15 protein-coding genes are annotated in these 20,019 nt (G+C 65.1%); 6 read left to right on the forward strand and 9 right to left on the reverse strand.

The features are described from left to right. Positions 1 to 56: 56 nt before the first annotated feature. From AC07OX_RS04140 to AC07OX_RS04150, 3 genes are all read left to right on the forward strand, one after another. On the forward strand, positions 57 to 854 hold the full coding sequence (locus AC07OX_RS04140; protein ID WP_240531139.1) for an IclR family transcriptional regulator: 798 nt from the start codon (positions 57 to 59) through the stop codon (positions 852 to 854). Positions 855 to 1,483: 629 nt separating this feature from the next. Next, the gene (locus tag AC07OX_RS04145; RefSeq protein ID WP_495259959.1) at positions 1,484 to 3,772 is read left to right on the forward strand and encodes a hypothetical protein; all 2,289 of its coding nucleotides are present in this window, start codon (positions 1,484 to 1,486) and stop codon (positions 3,770 to 3,772) included. Between the two features lie 20 nt (positions 3,773 to 3,792). After that, positions 3,793 to 5,649 carry a LeoA/HP0731 family dynamin-like GTPase gene (locus AC07OX_RS04150; protein ID WP_495259960.1) on the forward strand — a complete coding sequence of 619 codons (1,857 nt, stop codon included), beginning with the start codon at positions 3,793 to 3,795 and terminating at the stop codon, positions 5,647 to 5,649. A 178-nt stretch (positions 5,650 to 5,827) separates the two neighbouring features. Here AC07OX_RS04150 and AC07OX_RS04155 read toward each other — a convergent pair whose 3' ends face one another. The 5 genes from AC07OX_RS04155 to AC07OX_RS04175 form a co-directional block, all read right to left on the reverse strand. Beyond that, positions 5,828 to 6,814, reverse strand: a complete 987-nt coding sequence (locus AC07OX_RS04155) for a Bug family tripartite tricarboxylate transporter substrate binding protein (RefSeq protein WP_495259961.1) — start codon at positions 6,812 to 6,814, stop codon at positions 5,828 to 5,830. Further along, positions 6,811 to 7,260 (reverse strand): GAF domain-containing protein, encoded by a 450-nt coding sequence (locus AC07OX_RS04160; RefSeq protein ID WP_495259962.1) that lies wholly within the window; start codon positions 7,258 to 7,260, stop codon positions 6,811 to 6,813. Before AC07OX_RS04160 ends, AC07OX_RS04155 begins: the two co-directional genes overlap by 4 nt. 5 nt (positions 7,261 to 7,265) lie before the next feature. Continuing rightward, entirely contained in the window at positions 7,266 to 8,240 is a 975-nt protein-coding gene (locus AC07OX_RS04165; RefSeq protein ID WP_495259963.1) for a Bug family tripartite tricarboxylate transporter substrate binding protein, read from the reverse strand. Positions 8,241 to 8,281: 41 nt separating this feature from the next. Further along, positions 8,282 to 9,472: a M24 family metallopeptidase gene (locus AC07OX_RS04170; protein WP_095745859.1), complete on the reverse strand. Its 1,191-nt coding sequence runs from the start codon at positions 9,470 to 9,472 to the stop codon at positions 8,282 to 8,284. 65 nt (positions 9,473 to 9,537) lie between these two features. Continuing rightward, positions 9,538 to 10,779, reverse strand: a complete 1,242-nt coding sequence (locus AC07OX_RS04175; RefSeq protein WP_495259965.1) for a metal-dependent hydrolase family protein — start codon at positions 10,777 to 10,779, stop codon at positions 9,538 to 9,540. Between the two features lie 134 nt (positions 10,780 to 10,913). Between AC07OX_RS04175 and AC07OX_RS04180 the strand changes: the two genes are divergently transcribed. Further along, positions 10,914 to 11,870, forward strand: a complete 957-nt coding sequence (locus AC07OX_RS04180) for a LysR family transcriptional regulator (protein ID WP_495259966.1) — start codon at positions 10,914 to 10,916, stop codon at positions 11,868 to 11,870. Here the strand turns inward: AC07OX_RS04180 and AC07OX_RS04185 are convergent. Then, positions 11,848 to 12,204, reverse strand: a complete 357-nt coding sequence (locus AC07OX_RS04185) for a hypothetical protein (RefSeq protein ID WP_495259967.1) — start codon at positions 12,202 to 12,204, stop codon at positions 11,848 to 11,850. The two genes, AC07OX_RS04180 and AC07OX_RS04185, sit on opposite strands and share 23 nt — an antisense overlap. 84 nt (positions 12,205 to 12,288) lie before the next feature. Further along, positions 12,289 to 15,897, reverse strand: coding sequence for an indolepyruvate ferredoxin oxidoreductase family protein (locus tag AC07OX_RS04190; RefSeq protein ID WP_495259969.1), 3,609 nt, complete (start codon positions 15,895 to 15,897; stop codon positions 12,289 to 12,291). Between the two features lie 92 nt (positions 15,898 to 15,989). Here AC07OX_RS04190 and AC07OX_RS04195 point away from each other — a divergent pair, with 92 nt between their 5' ends. After that, complete coding sequence (locus AC07OX_RS04195) at positions 15,990 to 16,514, forward strand: Lrp/AsnC family transcriptional regulator (protein WP_062474115.1); 525 nt, start codon at positions 15,990 to 15,992, stop codon at positions 16,512 to 16,514. Positions 16,515 to 16,520: 6 nt separating this feature from the next. Here AC07OX_RS04195 and AC07OX_RS04200 read toward each other — a convergent pair whose 3' ends face one another. Continuing rightward, on the reverse strand, positions 16,521 to 16,928 hold the full coding sequence (locus AC07OX_RS04200) for a GNAT family N-acetyltransferase (protein WP_492727554.1): 408 nt from the start codon (positions 16,926 to 16,928) through the stop codon (positions 16,521 to 16,523). A gap of 29 nt (positions 16,929 to 16,957) precedes the next feature. Next, positions 16,958 to 18,367, reverse strand: a complete 1,410-nt coding sequence (locus AC07OX_RS04205) for a DUF2130 domain-containing protein (protein ID WP_095745864.1) — start codon at positions 18,365 to 18,367, stop codon at positions 16,958 to 16,960. A gap of 410 nt (positions 18,368 to 18,777) precedes the next feature. Between AC07OX_RS04205 and AC07OX_RS04210 the strand changes: the two genes are divergently transcribed. After that, positions 18,778 to 19,977 (forward strand): MFS transporter, encoded by a 1,200-nt coding sequence (locus tag AC07OX_RS04210; RefSeq protein ID WP_495259970.1) that lies wholly within the window; start codon positions 18,778 to 18,780, stop codon positions 19,975 to 19,977. The last annotated feature ends 42 nt before the right edge of the window (positions 19,978 to 20,019 follow it).

The following is a 20,019-nucleotide window of genomic DNA, read 5'->3' on the forward strand; positions in this document are numbered from 1 at the left end:
CATTGAAACTACGATTCACTCCCATGCCCCGCCCTGTCCAGAATCGCCGCCAGCCCATGAAGCATTCCGACGACCTGCGCCGCGTGCGGGACGAAGACCCGTACATCGCCGGCACCCTGGCCAAGGGCCTGCTCATCCTGCAGACCTTCGTGGGCGACCCGCGCGCGCACGCCAACAGCGAGTTCGCCGCCAAGCTGGGCCTGTCGCGCCCCACCGTCTCGCGCCTGTGCCGCACCTTGCTGACCATGGGTTTCCTGGACCACGACGAACGCCTGGACCGCTACTTCATCGGCCCCGCTGCCGTGGCGCTGTGCTACCCCTACGTCATCAACACGCCGATGCTGGCCCTGCTGCGCCCGGCCATGCAGCAACTGGCCGACCGCGTCGAGGGCGCGGTGTCGGTCGGCGTGACCAGCGACCTCGACGTGGTCTACCTGGAAACGTGCGCCCACGAAGGCGGCACCCTCAAGCGCCCCGGTGTCGGCGCCGTGCGCGGCATCGTCGAAACCGCCATGGGGCGTGCGTGGCTGGCGCAGCTGCCTGCGGGTGAGCGCCAGGAGTTCCTGGCCCGCGTGAAGCACGAGCGGCCCGACGAGCACGCGCGCTGCCTCGAAGGCGTGCGCGAGAGCGTGGCGCACTACGGCAAGCGCGGCTTCGCCATCAACCTGGGCGACTCAGGCTTCGGCGTGCTCGCCGCAGGCGCCGCCGCACGCATCCGCTACGGGCCGCGCCGGTTGCTGTTCAACTGCGCGGTGCCGGGGTTTCGCTGGAAGAAGGCGCAGCTGCTGGACACCATCGGGCCGGGGTTGATGCAGCTGGTGGAGGCGGCGGATCGGCAATCGGGGTTGCGGTGAGGGGGCGGATTGCGGATCTCGCGGAGGGTGTTTTTCGGACGGGATGAGGTGAGCCTTGCCAACCTTCAATCCGGCAGGACCAATGACTGCTCGGCTGCGGTAGTAGACAACGACGTGCTTCGCCACTGCGTAGCGCCAAGACTCCCCTCCCGCGAACACTCCGTGCACCACTAAGCCGAGTATCTGCTCCAGCAGCGTGCGAGTGAAGTGGTGCCAGTTCGCAACCAGCACGTTCTTCGAGCTGGTGGCTTGGAACGGCGCACCTGCATTATTGGCGACCACGCAAGGAGCAAGTTACCCAGAAGCGGACGGCCCAACATTCAAGACGTCTTGATGAAAGGCATCCAGATGCCAAAATGCACTCGTAACAACCAGAAACATGAGGGCGTGATGCAAGGGTCGATCCTTTTCAACTGGCGGAGCTCCTTGTCAGGACTTCGCCGCATATTTCCAGCCTCAGACGCCCCGCAGCATCCGAGTCGGCGCAGCTAAGTCAAGCCGACCAACATCTTCATCACTTTGTCGCCTTGGAGGCGCAACCCGTCGCCGAGCAATGGGAAGGCGTCAGCGTATCCCCAGGCCTCTTGCGATGAACGTCAATCTCTCCAATCCAGAAATCCCTGACGGAAATGTCCAACACCAACACTACGGATCAGGTCTACGATCAAGTCACCGCAATGATCGATCAATCGCTTGCAGCGGTGCTCAAGAAGGCCTCAGCCACCAATGGCAACCACGACTTGGCGAAGGCGATCGCCAGCTCCAAAACATTGCTAGAGAATTTCCGCGACAAGACCAACGAAGACATTCGCGAACTTCGGGAGCTCGCCGAATGGGACACATTCACCATTGCGTTCTATGGAGAGACGAACGCGGGCAAGTCAACGCTGATCGAAACCCTGCGAATCCTTCTGAGCGACAGCGAGAAGCTCGCCACGCAGCAGAAATTCAAGGCGCTGGCCAAGGACCTTCGTATCGATACACACAGCCTCGCGGCCTTGGAGCAATCCATCCGGCAACTGAATTTGCAACTCACCGGAATCCAAGGTCAAGTGGAGATCCTCAAGCAGACGCTGCAAGAAGAGGAGCGACAGCAAGGCGCCCATCTGCAGGCACTGAAAGCTACCATTGAGCACAAGCGCAAGAGCCTGAACTGGTGGCAGAAGACGGTATACCTGTTCAAGAAACTGGGCGAAGAAAAAGCTCTGCACGCGCTGGAGCTGCAACTCGCTCAGCTCAAGGCCAGCAACGGAGGAGAACTCGAAGCCATCGCCGCGGAATCGCTCAAAGTGAGCGCTGAGCTAGATGCGCGCCGCAGCGAGCAAGTCCAAGTGGAGAACTCGTGTGCGCAACTGGTACCACTGCAGGACGGCAACATCATCGGCAACGGCCGATCCGACTTCACACTGCTGTCGCATGCCTACCGCTTCACGGCAAACGGCCAGAAGTTTCAGTTGATCGATGTCCCCGGCATCGAAGGCGACGAAACGCAGGTAATGAGCGCCATCGAAGCGTCCGTCAAGAAAGCTCATGCCATCTTCTATGTGACGCGCGCAGCCACACCACCCGGCTCGGGAAGCGAAGGCCAGGAAGGCACGATCGACAAGATCAAGCGCCAACTCGGCAAGCAGACTGAAGTCTGGGCGATCTATAACAAGAGCGCGACGAACCCGCAGGTTCTGCAGGGCGAGACGCTGATCAACAAGAATGATTCCGTCGGTCTGGTTGACATGGGCAAGTCATTGACCGGCACGCTGGGCCCAGAAACCTACAAAGGCCACATCTGCCTGAGCGGCATGCCGGCCTTTCTAGCGTCGGCAAGTTGCTTGGCCCCCAACAACCCGCATGTCAAAAGTCGCGAGAAATTTTTGCTGGCAATGAGTACCAGCGAAATTCTTAAGCGCAGTGGCATGGACGCATTTCTGCAATTCATACGCACCGATATCTGCCAGAACTTCCAGAGAAAAATCGCCGACGCCAACTTGAAAAAGATCCGGAGCTGTCTGCAGGAAGGCATCAACCACCTGCACCAGGCACGCGACAACTTCGCCAACGCGGCGCAAAAGTTAGGCGCCCAGCAGAAATCCGCATCCTCGCAGATCGATGTCCTGCTCTCCGGCACTTCGCAGAAACTCAAGAACGAATGCCACGACCAATTGACCGAGAAGAAGACCGCCATGCGCAGGGCGATCTACGACTACATCAGCACAGACCAGAGCAACGATGACTTCAAAGATCGCCTGACCACGGACTTCGAGGAGCTCAAGACCAACGCTGGCAAAGACCTGGAAGCGCGATTTTCCAAAGTGTTTGAGATGTTCAAACACGAGGCCGGGGAGATCATCAAGAAGAACCAGGAGAACGTGGACGAGATCCTGCACTACACGATCGACGCCCCATTCTCGTCCATGAAGCTCAGATTCAACACCGACTTCAAGTTGGATAGCGGCATCAACGTCTTCGGCCTCATCTCGACCCTCGGTGGTGCAGTGGCACTGGTTTGGACATCGTTTTTGGCCTCCAATCCCGTGGGCTGGACTGCCGCCGCCGTGATTGCAGCGGTCGGTCTCGTGTTCAGCTTCTACAAAGCCGTTCGCAGCTTCTTCAGCAGCGACTACAAGAAAAAGCAGCAGCGCAAGTCTGCCGATGACAACCTGGAAAAGGTGTTCGCGAAGCTCAGCGAAATGCTGGACAACAACCTCGACTCCGCGAGCGCCAAGATCAATGAAGCGCTGCAGGACACCAAAATGCAGATGCGCATTCCCTACGAGCAAAGCATCAACACCAAGACGGCGTTGAAAGAAATTGCCGACAAGATGACGACCTTGCGCGACAAGCTCATTCCTGAGCCAGCACCGGGAGCAGCAATTACCACCACAGCCATCAAAACTGCCGCAGACGCTGCGGCAGCCGCATGAAAACAGGAGCCATCACAAACATGACCAGCGCAATTCATTCGTTTGAGCAACAGAAGCTGCAGGCTTTGAACATCTTGTCCAGTCTGACGACCTTCGTGAAGGAAGGCCGCGAGCTAGGCATTCAACTGCATCCTGAACTGGCAGAAAAGCTACAGAAATCAGTGGAGAGCGCCACCGACCAGAAGCTCAGGGTCGCGTTGATCGGCGGCTTCTCCGAGGGGAAAACCTCTATCGCCGCCGCGTGGCTAGAAGAGCTCGACCGAAAGAGCATGAACATCAGCCAGCAAGAATCCTCCAGCGAAGTCGCGATCTACAACTTCAAAGACCAGCTGCAGATCATCGATACACCTGGTCTTTTCGGCTTCAAGGAAAAGACCAACGCATCGACTGAGCAGATCGAAAAATACAAGGACATCACCAAGCGCTACGTGAGCGAAGCCCACCTTGTTCTGTATGTGATGAATTCGACCAATCCGATCAAGGAAAGCCACACAGAAGACCTGAAGTGGCTGTTCCGTACGCTGAACCTGTTGCCCCGAACCGTGTTCGTACTCAGCCGATTCGACGAAGTAGCAGACATGGCGGACTCTGCCGAATTCCAGGAAAAATTCCTCATCAAGAAGACCTCGGTCCTCAAGCGCTTGAACGACGTGCTCGAGCTGGCGCCGCAGGAGCAAACTGATGCCGCCATCGTAGCGGTGTCGGCCAATCCCTTCGACATGGGCGTGGAGCACTGGCTGCGCAACATCGCCGACTTCCGCAAGCTCTCCCGCATCGGGGAGCTGCAGACTGCAACACAGAAGAAGATCGAAAGCAATGGTGGACTTCTGGCAATGGCCAACGAGACCAAGAAATCCATCATCTCGGACGTCATCACCAAGCAGTTGCCCGCGGCCAAGGAGGCCTATGCCCTGCTGGCCGATGAAGCGCGCCGCGTCACAGCAATCAAGCAAAGCCAGGCCATCGAACTTCAAAAGATCCACGCCAGCATCGGGCAAACGCAAGTGCGTCTGCGCGGTCGTCTGCTGCGCTACTTCGAAGACCTGCAACTGCAGGCCAAGAACGTGAGCGTGGATGCATTCGACGACTTCGTGCATCGGGAAATCGGCAATGAAGGCTGTTTGGTCCAGCAACGAATCGAGGAAATTTTCAGTGACGAAGTGGGAGGAATCTCACGCGATCTGAGCCGAATTCAGATCAACGTCAACAACGAACTTGCGCACTACAACGATGTGGTGAGCTCGCTTGGCAAGAAGGGCGTCAACTTTCTCTCGCAGCCGGGCGTCATCACGAACAGCAAGGTTCTCGCCGTGCGCGATAGCGTCAATGCCGCCACCAAAATGGTGGGCCTCGACATCAGCAAGTACCTCAAATTCAAGCCCTGGGGCGCTACAAAGGTGGCCAACGGCCTCGGCAGCACGCTGGCCGTTGCCGGCATCGCGCTCGAAGCTTGGGACAGTTACAAGGAACAAGAGCGTCAGGCCAAGTTCGCGCAGATGATCAGTGCCATGATCGCCAATCTCCAGGAGCAATCCAAGGAAGTGACACGGCTGGTGGACGCACCCGATTTCTCGGACCGGTTCTTCCCGGCCTTCCTGAGCCTCAAGCAGCAACTCACTGCCATCGACACCGAGATGAGCACGCTGCAGGAGCGCCAGATGCGCTTCAAAAAGTGGTATGACAACGGCACGGCGATCGACGCGGAGTTCCGTGAAATCAGCCACAACGACCGCGTGAAATGGGAAAGCGTGCCCGACATCGTGCTCGACACCACCCCCTCCATCGAGACCATTGCGTCTGCCTCCCCCGCAGTACCACCCAAGGTGGCGGACGCACCGGCTGCGAAAAAATCGTTCTGGTCCAAGATGTTCTCGTGATCCCCGTGGCGCCTTAGTTCTTGAGCCAGTCGCTGATCGGAGTCCGCCAGCTCTGCTCCACAGTGTGTGCCGTGCATGCGCTTGAAAGCAGCGCCCATCGCTTGGGCATTCACAGTCCGGCGGCACACCCACGCTCGATCGGACTTTGCAACGCCTGCTCACGAGGCCATGGCGGCCTTCACTCCCTCTTCAGCCCAATCTGCCGCGCAATCTCCCCAAACCGCGCCAGGTCCGCCCGCGCCCGATCCACCGCCTCCCCAGGTGAACTGCCCATCGGCATCCACCCCGCGTCAATCAACCTCTTCCGCGTCTCAGGCCGCGCCATGCCCTGGACGATCACCGCGTTGAGCTTGTCGACGATGGCCTGCGGCGTACCCTTCGGCGCGGCCAGCCCGAACCACCCCGAGGTCACGAAGCCCGGCAACCCCGCCTCCTGCGCCGTGGGCACGCCGGGCAGCGATTCGCTGCGCTCGCGCGTGGTGACGAACAGCGCGCGCACCTTGCCGGCCTGCACGTTCGCAACCTGCGCGGCGGCGTTGTCGATCATGGCGTCGATGTGGCCGCCGAGCAGGTCGGCGATGGCGCCCGTGCCGCCCTTGTAGGGAACGACGTTGGCCGAGATGCCAGCCTCCTTCATGAACATCATCTGCGTCAGGTGGGCCTGCGTGCCCACGCCTGCATTCGCGAACGAGATCTTTCCCGGATTCGCCTTGGCATGGGCGATGAATTCCTTGAGGGTGCGTGCGGGAAAGTCCGGCCTTGTCACGACCACGAAGGGAATGTCGACCAGGATCGTGATGGGCGCCAGGTCTTCCACCGGCTTGTACTTCAGGTCGTACAGGTAAGGGTTGACGGCCATCGTTCCGCTGGCCACGAGCACCAGCGTGTGCCCGTCCGGGTTGGCGCGCACGGCCTGCTGCAGCGCCATCGATCCACCGGCGCCCGGCTTCGCGTCGACGATGACCGGCTGGCCGAGCGCCTTGGCCATGAGGTCCGCGATTTGCCGCGTCATGGCGTCGGTGGCACCGCCTGCCGCATAAGGAAACACGATGGTGATCGGCTTGCTGGGGTAGCCCGGGCCGGCTGCACGCGCCGCGGTGGCGAGCGATGCCGCATACAGGGACACGGCAGCATTCAGCACGAAGGTTCGGCGATGGATCGTCATGCGGGCATCTCAACGTATCGGAGCGAAAGAAGCAAGGGTGCGGCCTGTTCGGCGAAGCGCATCAGCGCGGGCACCATGTCGGGCTGGTACCAGTGTTCCTCGTGCAGCAGGTTCAGCGAACCGAGGGTGCGGCCGTCGTGCCGGATCGGCACATTGATGGCAGACCGGCAGCCCAGCGCGTCGATCAGCGCATGGTCCGGGAACGCGCGACGGCAGTCTTCCTGATCAACGCAGATGCGCGCCCGGCCGCCCTGCACCACCTCGCGAAAGAAGTCGTTGTCATGGTGCAGTGGCTTGGTACCGCCGCACGGATACGCCACCGGGTCGCTCGTGTACAGGCGCCGGGACGCCGCAAGGCCGGGGTCGATCGCCAGCACGGTGAACAGCCGGTGCCCCGGAAACCGCCGCAGCGCGTGGTCCAGCGCCTCGAAAGAAACCTGCGCCATGTCACTCACTGTGCGATGCCCAGCCGATCGATGATGGGCCCCCAGGTCGCCGACTCGCGCTGCGTGAACTTCAAGACATCGGCCGGGGTCGACTTGACGCCGATCAGCATCTGGCCGGCCAGGCGCTCCTTCATCTCGGGCGTGTCCAGGGCTTTATTGATCTCGGCGTTGAGCCGCGTGACCGCGTCGCCGGGTGCGCCTGCGCGCGCCACCAGGGAGTACCAGCCGGGCACTTCCATGTCGATGCCCAGCTCCTTGAACGTGGGCACGTCGGGCAGCTGCGCCAGCCGCCGCTCACCGGTCACGGCCAATGGCACCAGCTTGCCGCTCTTGACCAGCGGCACGACGCCGACGGGGACGGTCGTCATCACCGGCGTGTCGCCCGCCATCACGCTGGTCAGCGCGTTGGGGCCACCTGCGCCGCTGATGGGCACGTGCTGCATCTGGATGCCGGTGCGCGACTTCAGCAGCTCGCTCGCAAGATGGGTGGAGTTGCCGATGCCGGCGGATGCAAAGCTGAGCCGCTGCGGCTCTGCCTTGGCCATCTTGATGAGCTCGGGCAGCGTCTTCACGCCCAGGCTCGGCGACACGACCGTCACGAACGGGGTGTTGGCGATGACGGCGACGCCGGTGAAGTCGCGCGCCGGCTGGTGCCCCAGCGACTTGTACAGGTGCGGGTTCCACGACATGTTCGAGACGCCGGCCAGGAACAGCGTGTAGCCGTCCGCAGGCTGCGAGAGCACATAAGCCGCAGCCAGCGTGCCGTTGGCGCCGGGCCGGTTCTCCACCACGACGCTCTGCCCGATGCTCTTGGCGAGCACGTCGGCCAGCGTGCGCGCCAGCGTGTCCGGCCCCGAGCCGGCCGGCTGCGGAACCACGACCTTGATCGGCTTGGAAGGAAAGCCCTGCGCGAAGGCGGGTGCGGCGAGCAGCGAAGCTGCAACGGCCAACGCGGAAAGCATGGTGCGACGGGTGGTCATGATGAAGTCAAGGTCGGTGGTTGCGAAAGGTGTGAGCGGTATCAACCGACGGTGGCGTAGTCGAGCGACTTGGGCGTGGCGGTGAGCACGCGCGGCGTCGCGCCCACCACGACCGTGTCGTCGATTCGAAAGCCGCCCACGCCGTAGACGTACAGGCCGGGCTCGGCCGAATAGACCTCGTTGTCGCGCAGCGGGCGCTGGCTGAAGGCCATGTCCTCCGGGTACTCGTGGTGCACGATGCCGATGGCGTGGCCCGTGCGGTGGCGGATGCAGTCGGCAAAGCCGGCGCGTTCGATCACGGCCTGCGCCGCGGCGTCGATCGCGCACACAGGCCGGCCTGTCACGGCCGCGCCGATGGCCGCATCGGTCGCGTCGCGCGCGGCCGTCCACAGCGCCTTCTTCTGGTCGTCGGGGCGCCCGCAGAACCAGGTGCGCTCGTTCTCGATCGTCAGGCCGTTGAGCCGGGGAATCACGATGTTGACCAGCACGTCGCCTTCGCGGATGCGCGCGCCGCAGGAGGCACCGTCGCCGTGCGGCGAGGCCGACGCCGGGCCGCTGAGCGTCCAGCAGCGCACGACCTCGAACTGCTCGCCGGGAAAGCGCTCGGCGGCCTCCTGCACGAACAGGCTGGCCATGGCGCAGTCCATCTCCTGCACCAGGCGGCCGGGCTTGATCGCTTCGCGGTAGCGGTCCTGCAGCCAGTCCGTCAGCCCGGCCATGGCCTGCATGACGGCCAGTTCCTCGGCGTGCTTCTGCCAGCGCAGGCTGCGCACTTCCGCGGTGGCGACGCGCACGTTCAGGTCGGGCAGCAGGCGCTGCACGGCCGCCATCACGCCGCTGCCGGCATCCAGCGCGATGCGCGAGCGGCGCAGGCCGGCGCGGCTCAGGCGCTCGGCGAGGATCTCGGGGAGCTGCGACACGAGCGGCAGGCGGTTGCTCACCATCGGATGCTCGGCATAGAACGTCACGTCCGTGATCCACACCTTGTGCGCTTCCATCGAGAAGCGCATGTGGTTCGTGGACAGCTCGTTCATGACCAGGAAGCCCTCGCCCTGGCGCGGCACGACCGCGAAGATCGGCCGCTCCCAGGGCTGCACGTCGGTGTGGAAGTTGGTCGCGAACTGAAAGAAATCGGCGGTGGTGAACACCAGCGCATCGACGGCGAGTTCGTCCATCAACCGGACCATCTGGTCGTGGCGGTACCGCCAGACGGCTTGCGTCAGCTTGGGCATGTGTCGTTTCCTTGAAGAGGGCCGGAGGCATCCGGCGGGTTGTCTGAACAGCTCGGGAGCGTGGGCTACAGCGCGTCGAACTCGACCACGCCGGCCTTCATCACCAGGGGAATGCGCTCGCCCTGCCCCAGCAGGCAATCGAGATTGCGCATCGGATCGCCATCGACCAGCAGCAGGTCGGCCAGCGCGCCCGGGATCAACCGGCCGAGCCGGTCGCTCATGCCCAGCACCTCGGCGCCGATCCGCGTGGCGCTGGCGATGATCTCGGCCGGCGACAGCACCTGCGCGCGCAGGCGGAACTCGTCGCTCTGCAGCCGATGCGATTCGCCCAGCAGGTCAGTGCCGAAGCCCATCTTCACGCCGGCCGCCTTGTAGATCTCGAGCGAGCGCAGCCCGGCGCCGCGCACGTCTTCCACCTTGGCCACGCTGGCGGGCGGCAGCCCCAGGGCCGCGCCTTCGTTGGCGAGCGCGTCGTAGGTCACCAGCGTGGGCACCACATAGGCGCCGTGCGCGGCCATGAGCGCGGCGGTGGGTGCATCGACCAGGTTGCCGTGCTCGATCGTGCGCACGCCGCAGCGCACCACGCGCTGGATCGCGGCCGGGGTGTAGGCGTGGGCCAGTACGTAGGTGTTGCGGGCCGCGGCCTCCCCGACGATGGCGCGGATCTCGTCCTCGCTGTAGCCCAGGGCGTCGACCGGGTCGGTGGGCGACGCCACGCCGCCGCCGGCCATGATCTTGATCTGGTCTGCGCCCATCTGCAGTTCTTCGCGCACGGCCTTGCGCACGGCGTCCACGCCGTCGGCCACGCGGGCGAGCATGCCCACACGGGCGCAGTTGGGGCACACGGCGTTGGCCACCAGATAGTCGGAACGCGCACGGCCGTCGCCATGGCCGCCGGTCTGGCTCAGCGCGCGGCCCGAGACGAACAGGCGCGGCCCCTGCGCCAGCCCCGACTGCACCGCCTGCTTGAACGCATCGCCCGCGCCGGCGGCGTCGCGCACGGTGGTGAAGCCGCGGCGCAGCATGCCGCGCAGGATCGGCAGACTGCGCAGCGTCGCCAGCACGTTGGGCATCAGCGCCTGGCGCTGCAGGTTCAGGTCGACGGCCACCACGTGCACATGCAGGTCGATCAGGCCGGGCATCACGGTCTTGCCGGCGGCGTCGATGACCCGCGCATCGCGCGCCACGATCGGCCGGTCGGACACCTCGCGGATGGTGTCGCCCTCGATCAGGATGTCGTGGCGGTCCTGCAGCTCGGGCTTCAGCGGATCGAGCAGGCGGGCGTTCTTGACGAGGATCTGAGTCATGGGTCTGTTTGCCGGGTTCCGAGGGCATGGGCGGTGAGGAATGACGGGATCGTAGGATCGCGTCACAATTCCGAAAAATTTATATGCTGAATCCATTCCATTGACCATGTGAATGGTTTCAGCCTCCCCTGTCCATGAACTACCGCAACGCCGATCTGAACCTGCTGAAGGTCTTCGAAGCCCTCATGAACGAAGGCAACGTGACGCGTGCCGCGTCCAAGCTGTCGCTGACGCAGCCCACGGTCAGCAACGCGCTGCGCCGGCTGCGCGAAACCTACGGCGACCCTTTGTTCGTGCGCAACGGCGCGGGCATCCGCCCGACGCGGCGCGCCACGGAGTTGTGGGCGCCGCTGGCGCGCTCGCTGCGCACCATCCGGGGCACGCTCGAGGGCGAGAGCTTCGATGCCTCGCAAAGCGACGCCCGCCTGACAGTCTCGATGACCGACTACGTGGCCTGCATCGTCGCCCCCCGCCTGCTCGAGCGGCTCGGCGAACTTGCGCCGGGCATGCGCTTGCACACCCACCCCGGCACGGTCGTGGACTTCGGGCAGTCGCTGGACGACAACCGGGCCGATTTCGCCATCGGCGCCTACAACGACGACGTGCAGCGCCCGGGCTTCATGCGCTCACGCCGGCTGTGGTCGGTGGACTTCGCCTGCTTCATGCGCAACGACCATCCGCTGGCGAAGCTGGACAAGATTCCGCTGAAGAAATTCCTGGCCGCCCGCCACCTCGACGTGAGCCTGGCGGGCCGTGTCGGTGGCATCTACGACCGCGTGCTGCAAGGCCGCGGCCTGCAGCGCAACCTCGTCAGCACGGTGAGTCACTACTCCGCAGCCTACGAGGCCGTGCGCCGCTCCGACCTGATCGCCGTGCTGCCCTGGTCCGAGGGCCTGGAGACGATGCGCATGACGGGCCTCAAGCGCGTGGCGCCACCGCTGGCGGCGCCGGCGCGCACCGTCGAGCTGGTCTGGCACGAGCGGCACGAGACCTCGGCGCTGCACCAGTGGTTCATTGCTTTGGTCGTCGAGATGCTGGCGCGGGAGCCGGCTGCGCGCACTGCGCGGGCTAAGCCCGGAACCAGATCCTGAGCGTCACGTACATCGCATAGCCCAAGCCCAGGACGCACCACGCCAGGAAGAACAGGTTGGCCCAGTAGTCACCCGCATGCGCCGCCAGCGTGTAGACCTGCCCCACGCAGCCCTTTCCGACGCACGGCACCTCGCCCCGGACCAGGGCGCGCAGCATCGCGAAGAAGAGGTAGCAGGTCACGCCACCGGCCATGAGGAATCCGACGGGCCCTACGAGCCCCTGGGTGAGTTCGCCCTCCTCATCGCGATAGCCCTTGCGCAGCAGCTTCTGTCCGTACCTGTACCAGGCATATCCGAGCAGGAGCATCAGGGCGTAGTAGAGGAAGGCGCGCATGTCCTGCGATCGTCGGGGTGTGGCGGGCGTGAGTGTTTCGGCAAGGATCGTAGCCGAGCAACTCACGCTCGCCGCCCGCGCCCACTACCGCGCGCTTGCCACGATGGCGATACCCCGAATCTGCCCGGCGCTGGGTGCGTCCACCGGCTTCGCGTAGCGCGACGGCGCAAAGCGGTGCAGCAGCTCGGCCTCGCGCAGGCGCGCCGCGTCCAGGTTCGCCAGCTTCACATGGCCGAAGCCGCGCACCGACAGCGGCAGCGCCGCGATGCGTGCGGCGGTCGGCTGGTTGTCGGGGGTCAGCGCGGTGGCCATCTCCTGCAGCAGGCGGTCGAAGTGCTCGATCAACGCGCGCTCGGTGCGGCGCTCCGCCGTGTGGCCGAACAGGTCGAAGGGCGTGCCGCGCAGGCGCTTGCCGTGGGCCAGCCACTTCATGGCCGGCAGCATCCATCCACCGAGGCGCACCTTGGCGGGTGCCTGCCCGTGCGCTGGGCGCGAGAGCAGTGGCGGGGCCATGTGGAACTCGAGCTTCAGATCGCCTTCGAACTGGTCCTTCAGCTTCTGCAGGAACGCGCCGTCGGTGTACAGGCGCGCGACCTCGTACTCGTCCTTGTAGCTCATGAGCTTCAAGAGGCTGCGCGCCGCGTTGCGCGTGAAAGGCAGGCTCGCGTCGCCGCCCGGCAACGCGGACTCGACCGCCTGCAGTGCGCGGATGCGCTGCTCGAAGCGCGCAGCCCACGCGGCGCTCTGGTAGCCGGTGAGATGGCGACGCGCATCGGCCAGCAGCGTTTCCAGCGGGCGGTCGTCGACCTGGTGCGCCGCCGCCTCGACCGGTGCCGCACGCAACTGGTCAAGCGCCGCAGGGTCGCCCGCCGCGAGCCGCCCCAGCGAGAACGCCGACTGGTTCGCCGCCACGGCCACGCCGTTGAGTTCGATCGCGTGCATGAGCGCCTCAAGGCTCAGCGGCACGAGGCCGCGCTGCCACGCATAGCCGGTCGCGACGATGTTCGCGGCCAGCGTGTCGCCCAGAAACTCCTCGGCCAGGCTCTGCGCATCGAAGGTCTCGACCTGCTCTTCGCCCGCGACGAAGCGCATCTTCTCCAGCAGCAGGTCGACATGCAGGTCGGCATCGGGGTTGCGCAGCGACTCGGCCACCGGGATCTCGTGGATGTTGGCAAGCACGCGCGTGCGCCCATGCCGCACGGTCTGCAGCGCGTCGGCCGAGGCGCCCACCACCACGTCGCACGCGAGGATGGCGTCGGCCTGCTGCGTGTCGATGCGCACCTGGTTCAGGCGTTCGGGCGTGTCGGCCAGCCGCACGAAGCTCAGCACCGAGCCGCCCTTCTGCGCAAAGCCCATGAAGTCGAGCACGCTGGCCGACTTGGCTTCGAGGTGCGCGGCCATCGCGATGACCGCGCCCACCGTCACCACGCCGGTGCCGCCCACGCCGGTCACGAGCAGGTCGTACGGGCCGGTCCACGCATGCGGCGCGGGATGCGCGAGCGCGCCCACGCGGTGCAGGAAGGCATCGCGCCCGGCCGCGAGCGCCCCGCTCTTGCGGCGCAACTTGCCGCCCGTGACGCCCACGAAGCTGGGGCAGAAGCCCTTGGCGCAGGAATAGTCCTTGTTGCAGCTGGTCTGGTCGATCTTGCGCTTGCGGCCCATCGGCGTTTCGTGCGGGAGCACGGCCACGCAGTTGCTCTGCACGGTGCAGTCGCCGCAGCCTTCGCACACGGCCTCGTTGATGAAGAGGCGCTTGGGCGGATCGGCCAGCTCGCCCTTCTTGCGGCGGCGCCGCTTCTCGGCGGCGCAGGTCTGCTCGTAGATGAGCACGGTCACGCCGGGCATCTCGCGCAGGCGGCGCTGCACCTCGTCGAGCGCGGCGCGGTCGTGGAACTCGGTGCCCGCCGGAAACTTGTTCTTGATGGCGTCGTAGTGATGGATGGCATCGCTCACGACCACCACCTTGGTGACGCCTTCCGACTCCACCTGCCGCGCAATGGCGTCCACGCTGATGACACCGTCGACCGGCTGCCCGCCGGTCATCGCGACCGCGTCGTTGAACAGGATCTTGTAGGTGAGCGTGGCCTTGGCCGCCACGGCCTGGCGGATCGCGAGGTAGCCCGAGTGGTAGTAGGTGCCGTCGCCCAGGTTCTGGAACACGTGCGGCGTCTTCGTGAACATCGCGTGCGAGATCCAGTCGACGCCCTCGCCGCCCATCTGGATCAGGCCCGCCGTGCTGCGGTCCATCCAGTTGGCCATGAAGTGGCAGCCGATACCCGCGCGCGCCGTCGAGCCTTCAGGCACCTTGGTGCTGGTGTTGTGCGGGCAGCCGGCGCAGAAGTACGGCAGGCGCTTGACCGCATCGCTCGCGTTGGCCAGCAGCTCGGGCGGCGTGAAGTCGCGCACATGCTGCAGGTGATCACCCAGGTCGTGGTTCTCCGGAAAGTGCGCGGCCAGCCAGTGTGCGACCAGCTCGATGAGGCGCGACGGCCGCAGCTCGCCGAGCGCCGACACCAGCGGCTGGCCCGCGTGGTCGTGCTTGCCCACGAGCACGGGGCGCGCCTCGGGCGGCGCGTTGTAGAAGATGTCGCGCAGCTGCGTCTCGACCACCGCGCCCTTCTCTTCCACGATGAGGATCTCGCCAAGCCCGCGCGCGAATTCCTTGAGGCGCGTCTGCTCGACCGGAAAGCTCAGGCCCACCTTGTACAGCCGCACACCGGCGCGCGCGAGCTGATCGGGCGAGAGTTCGAGCCGGCGCAGCACCTCCATCAGGTCGTGGTGCGCCTTGCCGCAGGTGACGATGCCCACCTTGGCATGCGGGCTCACGATGACATGGCGGTCGATGCTGTTGCGCCGGGTGAAGGCGGCCACGGCCGCGAGCTTGTCTTCCAGCCGCGACTCGATGCGCAGCGACGGCAGGTCGGGCCAGCGGTAGTGCAGGCCGTCGGGCGGCGCGGCGTGGCCGGTGGCGGCGCGCACGGCGTCGGCGTCTTCCCAGGCGGCGACGCGCGCATTCACCGCATCGAGGTCCACCGTGCCCGCGCTCTCCACGATTTCGGACAGTGCCGCCATGCCGACCCACGCGCCCGAGTAGCGCGACAGCTCGTAGCCGTACAGGCCGAACTCCAGGTACTCGGCCACGCTCGCGGGCTGCATCACGGGCATGCGCCAGGCCATGAAGGCGTGGTCGCTCTGGTGCGGCATCGACGACGACACGCAGCCGTGGTCGTCGCCCGCTACCACCAGCACGCCGCCGTGCGGCGACGAGCCATACGCATTGCCGTGCTTGAGCGCGTCGCCTGCGCGGTCCACGCCCGGGCCCTTGCCGTACCACATGGCGTACACGCCATCGACGGTGCGCTCGGGGTCGGATTCGACACGCTGCGTGCCCAGCACCTGCGTGGCGGCCAGCTCCTCGTTCACGGCGGGCACGAAGCGGATGCCTGTCTTCTTGAAGCGCTCGCCGGCCTTCCAGATGGCCTGGTCGACCATGCCCAGCGGCGAGCCGCGGTAGCCGCTCACGAAGCCCTGCGTGTGCAGGCCGCGTGCCGCATCGCGCTGTTTCTGCATCGCCAGGATGCGGATCAGCGCCTGCGTGCCGGTGAGGAAGACCGAGCCGGCATCGGCCCAGAGGTTGTCGGAAAGTTGGTAGTCGGGCCGTCGGAGTGCGGTCGCTTCAAGTGGGGCGTTCATGCCCGAAATTGTTCTGCGCCCCCCCAAGTAAGTGTTTCTTCAATACACTGGCGCAGACCCTTGTTTGAAGAAGAATTCACTCGAAAACCACGATGAACGTCGGTTCTGTTTCTCTTGACGAGCATTGCCTCAAGATTCTTTCTGCACTGCAGCATGACGGGCGGCAGACCGTGCAGCAGATTTCCGAGGCCGTGGGCCTGTCGCCCACGCCCTGCTGGAAGCGCATCAAGGACATGGAGGCGGCCGGCGTCATCCGCGGCTACACCGCGCTCGTCGACCCCGAGCACGTGGGCCTGCACGTGTCGGCCGTGGCCGAGGTGAACCTCGACCGCCACAGCGAGGCGATGGTGCAGCGCTTCGAAGAAGCCGTGGCCGCGAGCCCGCAGATCATCCGCTGCGTGTCGGCCACCGGGCCCGCGGACTACATCCTCAACGTGACCGTGCCCGACATGAAGCACTACGAGCGCTTCCTGCACGAGGTGCTGTTCAGCCTGCCCGGCGTGACGCACGTGCGCTCGAGCATCGTGCTGCGCGAGATCAAGTCGGAGACGGCGCTGCCGCTCGGACACCTGCTGGATGCGAAGGCCGGGCTGGCGGGGTCACGGCGGTCGCCGTAGCGGCTTCTAGCGTTTGCGCCGGATGACGTATGCGTTCTGCGCCAGTTCGAAGCCGAGCGTCGGGTAGTAAGACATCGCGTCAGGTGCAGACAGCAAGATCAGCGACACCTCGTCGCCGATGATCGCCTGCGTGCGCTGCACGAGCTCCCGGCCGATGCCATGGCCCTGGTACTTCTTGTCCACCGCCAGGTCCGACAGGTAGCAGCAGTACGCATGGTCGGTCAGCGACCGCGACAGCCCCACCAGTTCGTTGTCGACCCAGGCCGACAGCAAAAGGCTGGGCGCGGCGAACATCCGTGCAATGCGGGCGAGATCGTTCGTGGGGCGCTTGATGCCGGAACGGTCGAAGACGCGGGCGACGTCGACCGGGTCTAGGGGCACGTCCTGGCGGTAGTCGATGGTGATGTGGTTCATGTGTTTCCTGGGCAGCGCCTGCGGCAGCGTCATTCCGTCTCGGAAGACCCGAGCTTCTTCAGTTCGGCGAACTTGGCCGCCATCGTCGGGTTGCCGCGCGTCAGCTTCTTGATCGTCACGTCCTGTGCCTTGTCGTTCGCAAGGCGCAGGTTGCGGTCGGTGCCGAGCAGCGCTTCCTTCGTCTTCTGCAGGTGATCGATCGACTTGTCGATCTCCGCGATCGCCTTCTGGAAGTGGCCGTGGGCCAGGTCGTAGTTCCTGCCGAAGGCGGCCTTGAAGGTCTCCAGCTCGGTCTCGAACTTCGTGATGTCGATGTTCTGCGCCTTGACCAGCGCCAGCTCCGACTTGTACTTGAGCGAATTCATCGCCGCATTGCGCAGCAGCGTGATGATGGGCAGGAAGAACTGCGGCCGCACGACATACATCTTCGGGTAGCGATGGAACACATCGACGATCCCGGTGTTGTAGAGCTCGTTGTCGGGCTCGAGCAGCGACACCAGCACCGCGTACTCGCAGCCCTTCTCGGTGCGGTCCTTGTCGAGTTCCTTCAGGAAGTCTTCGTTCCTGTTCTTCGTGGCCGTGCGGTCGTTCTCGTTCTTCATCTCGAACATGATCGAGACGATCTCGGTGCCGGCCTCGTCCGCGTCGCGGAAGATGTAGTCGCCCTTGCTGCCCGTGCGCGCGTCGTTGTCCTTCTCGAAGTAGGCGCGGGGAAACGCCATCGACCGGATGCGGTTGAATTCGGTCTCGCAGTGCTGCTCCAGGGTTTCGCCCACCATCTTGGTCGACAGGCGCGCCTTCATGTCGCGCAGCCGCTCGATCGCGTCGTCGCGGTCCTTGATCTGCGTCTCGTACTTGTCCTTGAGCGATTTCTCGGCGAGCTGCTTCTCGAGCTCCGCCCGCTCGAGGCCGCTCTTCCACTGATCCCGCTCCTTCTCGACGACGCTGACGGCCTCGCTGATCGCGAGCTTCTTCGCCACCTCGATGGCGTCGAGCCGGGCCTTCAGTTCCTGGATTTCCACGTCCTTCGCGGCGGCGCTCTTCTGCAGCTCGCCCACGTGCCGCGCCTCGGCGAGCGCGGTGGCGGCCAGCTTGTCCTGCTTGGCCTTTTCAAGCTCGTTGGCGAGCGCGTCGCGCTCCCGTTCCACGGCGCCCAGGGCCTCGCTCACGGCGAGCTTGCGCGCGACATCGCCGGCTTCGAGCTTCGCCTTGAGTTCCTGGATCTCGCCGTCCTTGGCGGCGGCGGCCTTCTGCAGTTCGCCAGCGGCCCGGGTCTGGGCGAGTTCGACGGCAGCGCGCTTGTCGCGCTCGGCCAGTTCCAGCCGCTCGTGCAACTGCTTCTCGAAATCGCCGTCGCGCACCTGCTTCAGGATGTCCGCGTAACCGGCTTCGTCGATCTTGAATGCCTTGCTGCAATGGGGGCAGATGATTTCGTGCATGGCTATGTGCGCTCCATCGTCAGGGTGGGCGTCGACAAGAGAGGGAATGCAGCGAAGCGCCGCGCCGTTCGGGCGGAATCGCAGGGAGTGATGCTGTTCATAGGGTCAGGGACATGGAGCCATCCGACTGTAGCCGGACAGGAAGCGCCGGCGAGCGGCAGGCTCGTGAAGACCGGGCCGAAGTCTGCGCGCGAGCGATCCGTTCTCGATCACGTTGCTAGAATCGCCGCTGCAAAAATCGACTCTGACCTGTTCAGAGCTCCATCCCGCCGTAAGCGTTTACGTCAACCAACGCATCACCAGTGGCACCCGCATGCCGACTGGCGGTGCGCGTGGGTCGCTTCGGTGCTCATCGTCCCGCCCATTCGACCGGCTGGTGCTGCCTTTGAAAACTCAAGGAGCGGCGCTCGATGACGAACGTCCAAACAAATTCTTCTTCCCTGCGCACGTTGGTCTGGATGACCCTCGCGCTTTTTCTCGCTTACCTGTCTGTCGCGATGTCGATGCCGGCCGTGACGCTCCATGTGTCGCAGACGCTGGGCCTGGGCAATGTCGCGTCCGGCCTGGGCGTCGGCATTGCCTTTTTGTCCACCATCCTCAGTCGCGGCTGGGCGGGTCGGCTGGCTGACGAACGCGGCGGCAAGGTCGCCATGTTCCGGGGCCTTGTCCTCTATGCGGCGGCATCGCTCCTGTGCTGGGCCTCCTCGCTGCCCGTGCTGGGCCATGGCGTCGGCGCGTACCTGGTTCTTCTGGTGGGGCGTCTCGTGCTGGGCCTCGGCGAAAGCTTCGCGCTCGTCGGCATGCTGGGCTGGGCGATGGCGGCCATGGGCCCCGCGCGGTCCGGGCAGGTCATGGCGCTCGTCGGCACCGGCATGTACGGCGCTTTCGCGGTGGGCGGCCCGCTGGGCCTCTGGCTGCTGGAGCGGCTCGGTTTCGCCGGCCTGATGGCGGGCAGCATCGCCTTGCCGCTGGTCAGCGGCGCGATGCTGTGGTCCATCGCGCCCGCCATGTCGGCACAGGGGCGCCGAGCACCGTTCTCGGATGTCTTGGGACTCATCTGGAAGCAAGGCGCGGTCGTGGGCCTGCAAGGCGTTGGCTTTGCCGCCTTGGGCGCGTTCTTTCCCTTGTACTTCCTGGCCCATGGCTGGCAGGGTGCCGGCTACGGACTGACATGCTTCGGCCTGGGCTTCGTCCTGGTGCGCCTGCTGGCAGGTCGCTTGCCCGACCGCATCGGAGGAATCAAAGTGGCGCTCGTCTCCCTGGCGATCGAGGCCGTGGGTCAAGCGCTGCTGTGGCTCGCGCCCCATCCCGCCGTGGCGATGGTGGGCGCACTGCTCACCGGCATGGGGTGCTCGATGGTCTTCCCCGCCATGGGACTGGAGGCCGTCAAGCGCGTGCCCGCCCACCTGCGCGGAACAGCCATCGGCGGCTTCGCGGCGTTCCAGGATCTGGCGTACGGCGTCACAGGCCCGATGGCGGGGCTGATTGCCGACCACTACGGTCACGACAGTGTGTTCCTGGTGGGGTTGATCGCGACGGTTGTGGGGATCGGGATGACGTGGCGGCTTGCGAGGGTGTCTCTCGCTGAGCGCGTATCGACGTTGGCCTGAGGCAGTCGCAGGCCGGTTGAGCTCTCCCACAGCCCTGCGCCT

The organism is Variovorax sp. GW821-FHT09D07 (assembly GCF_059416345.1).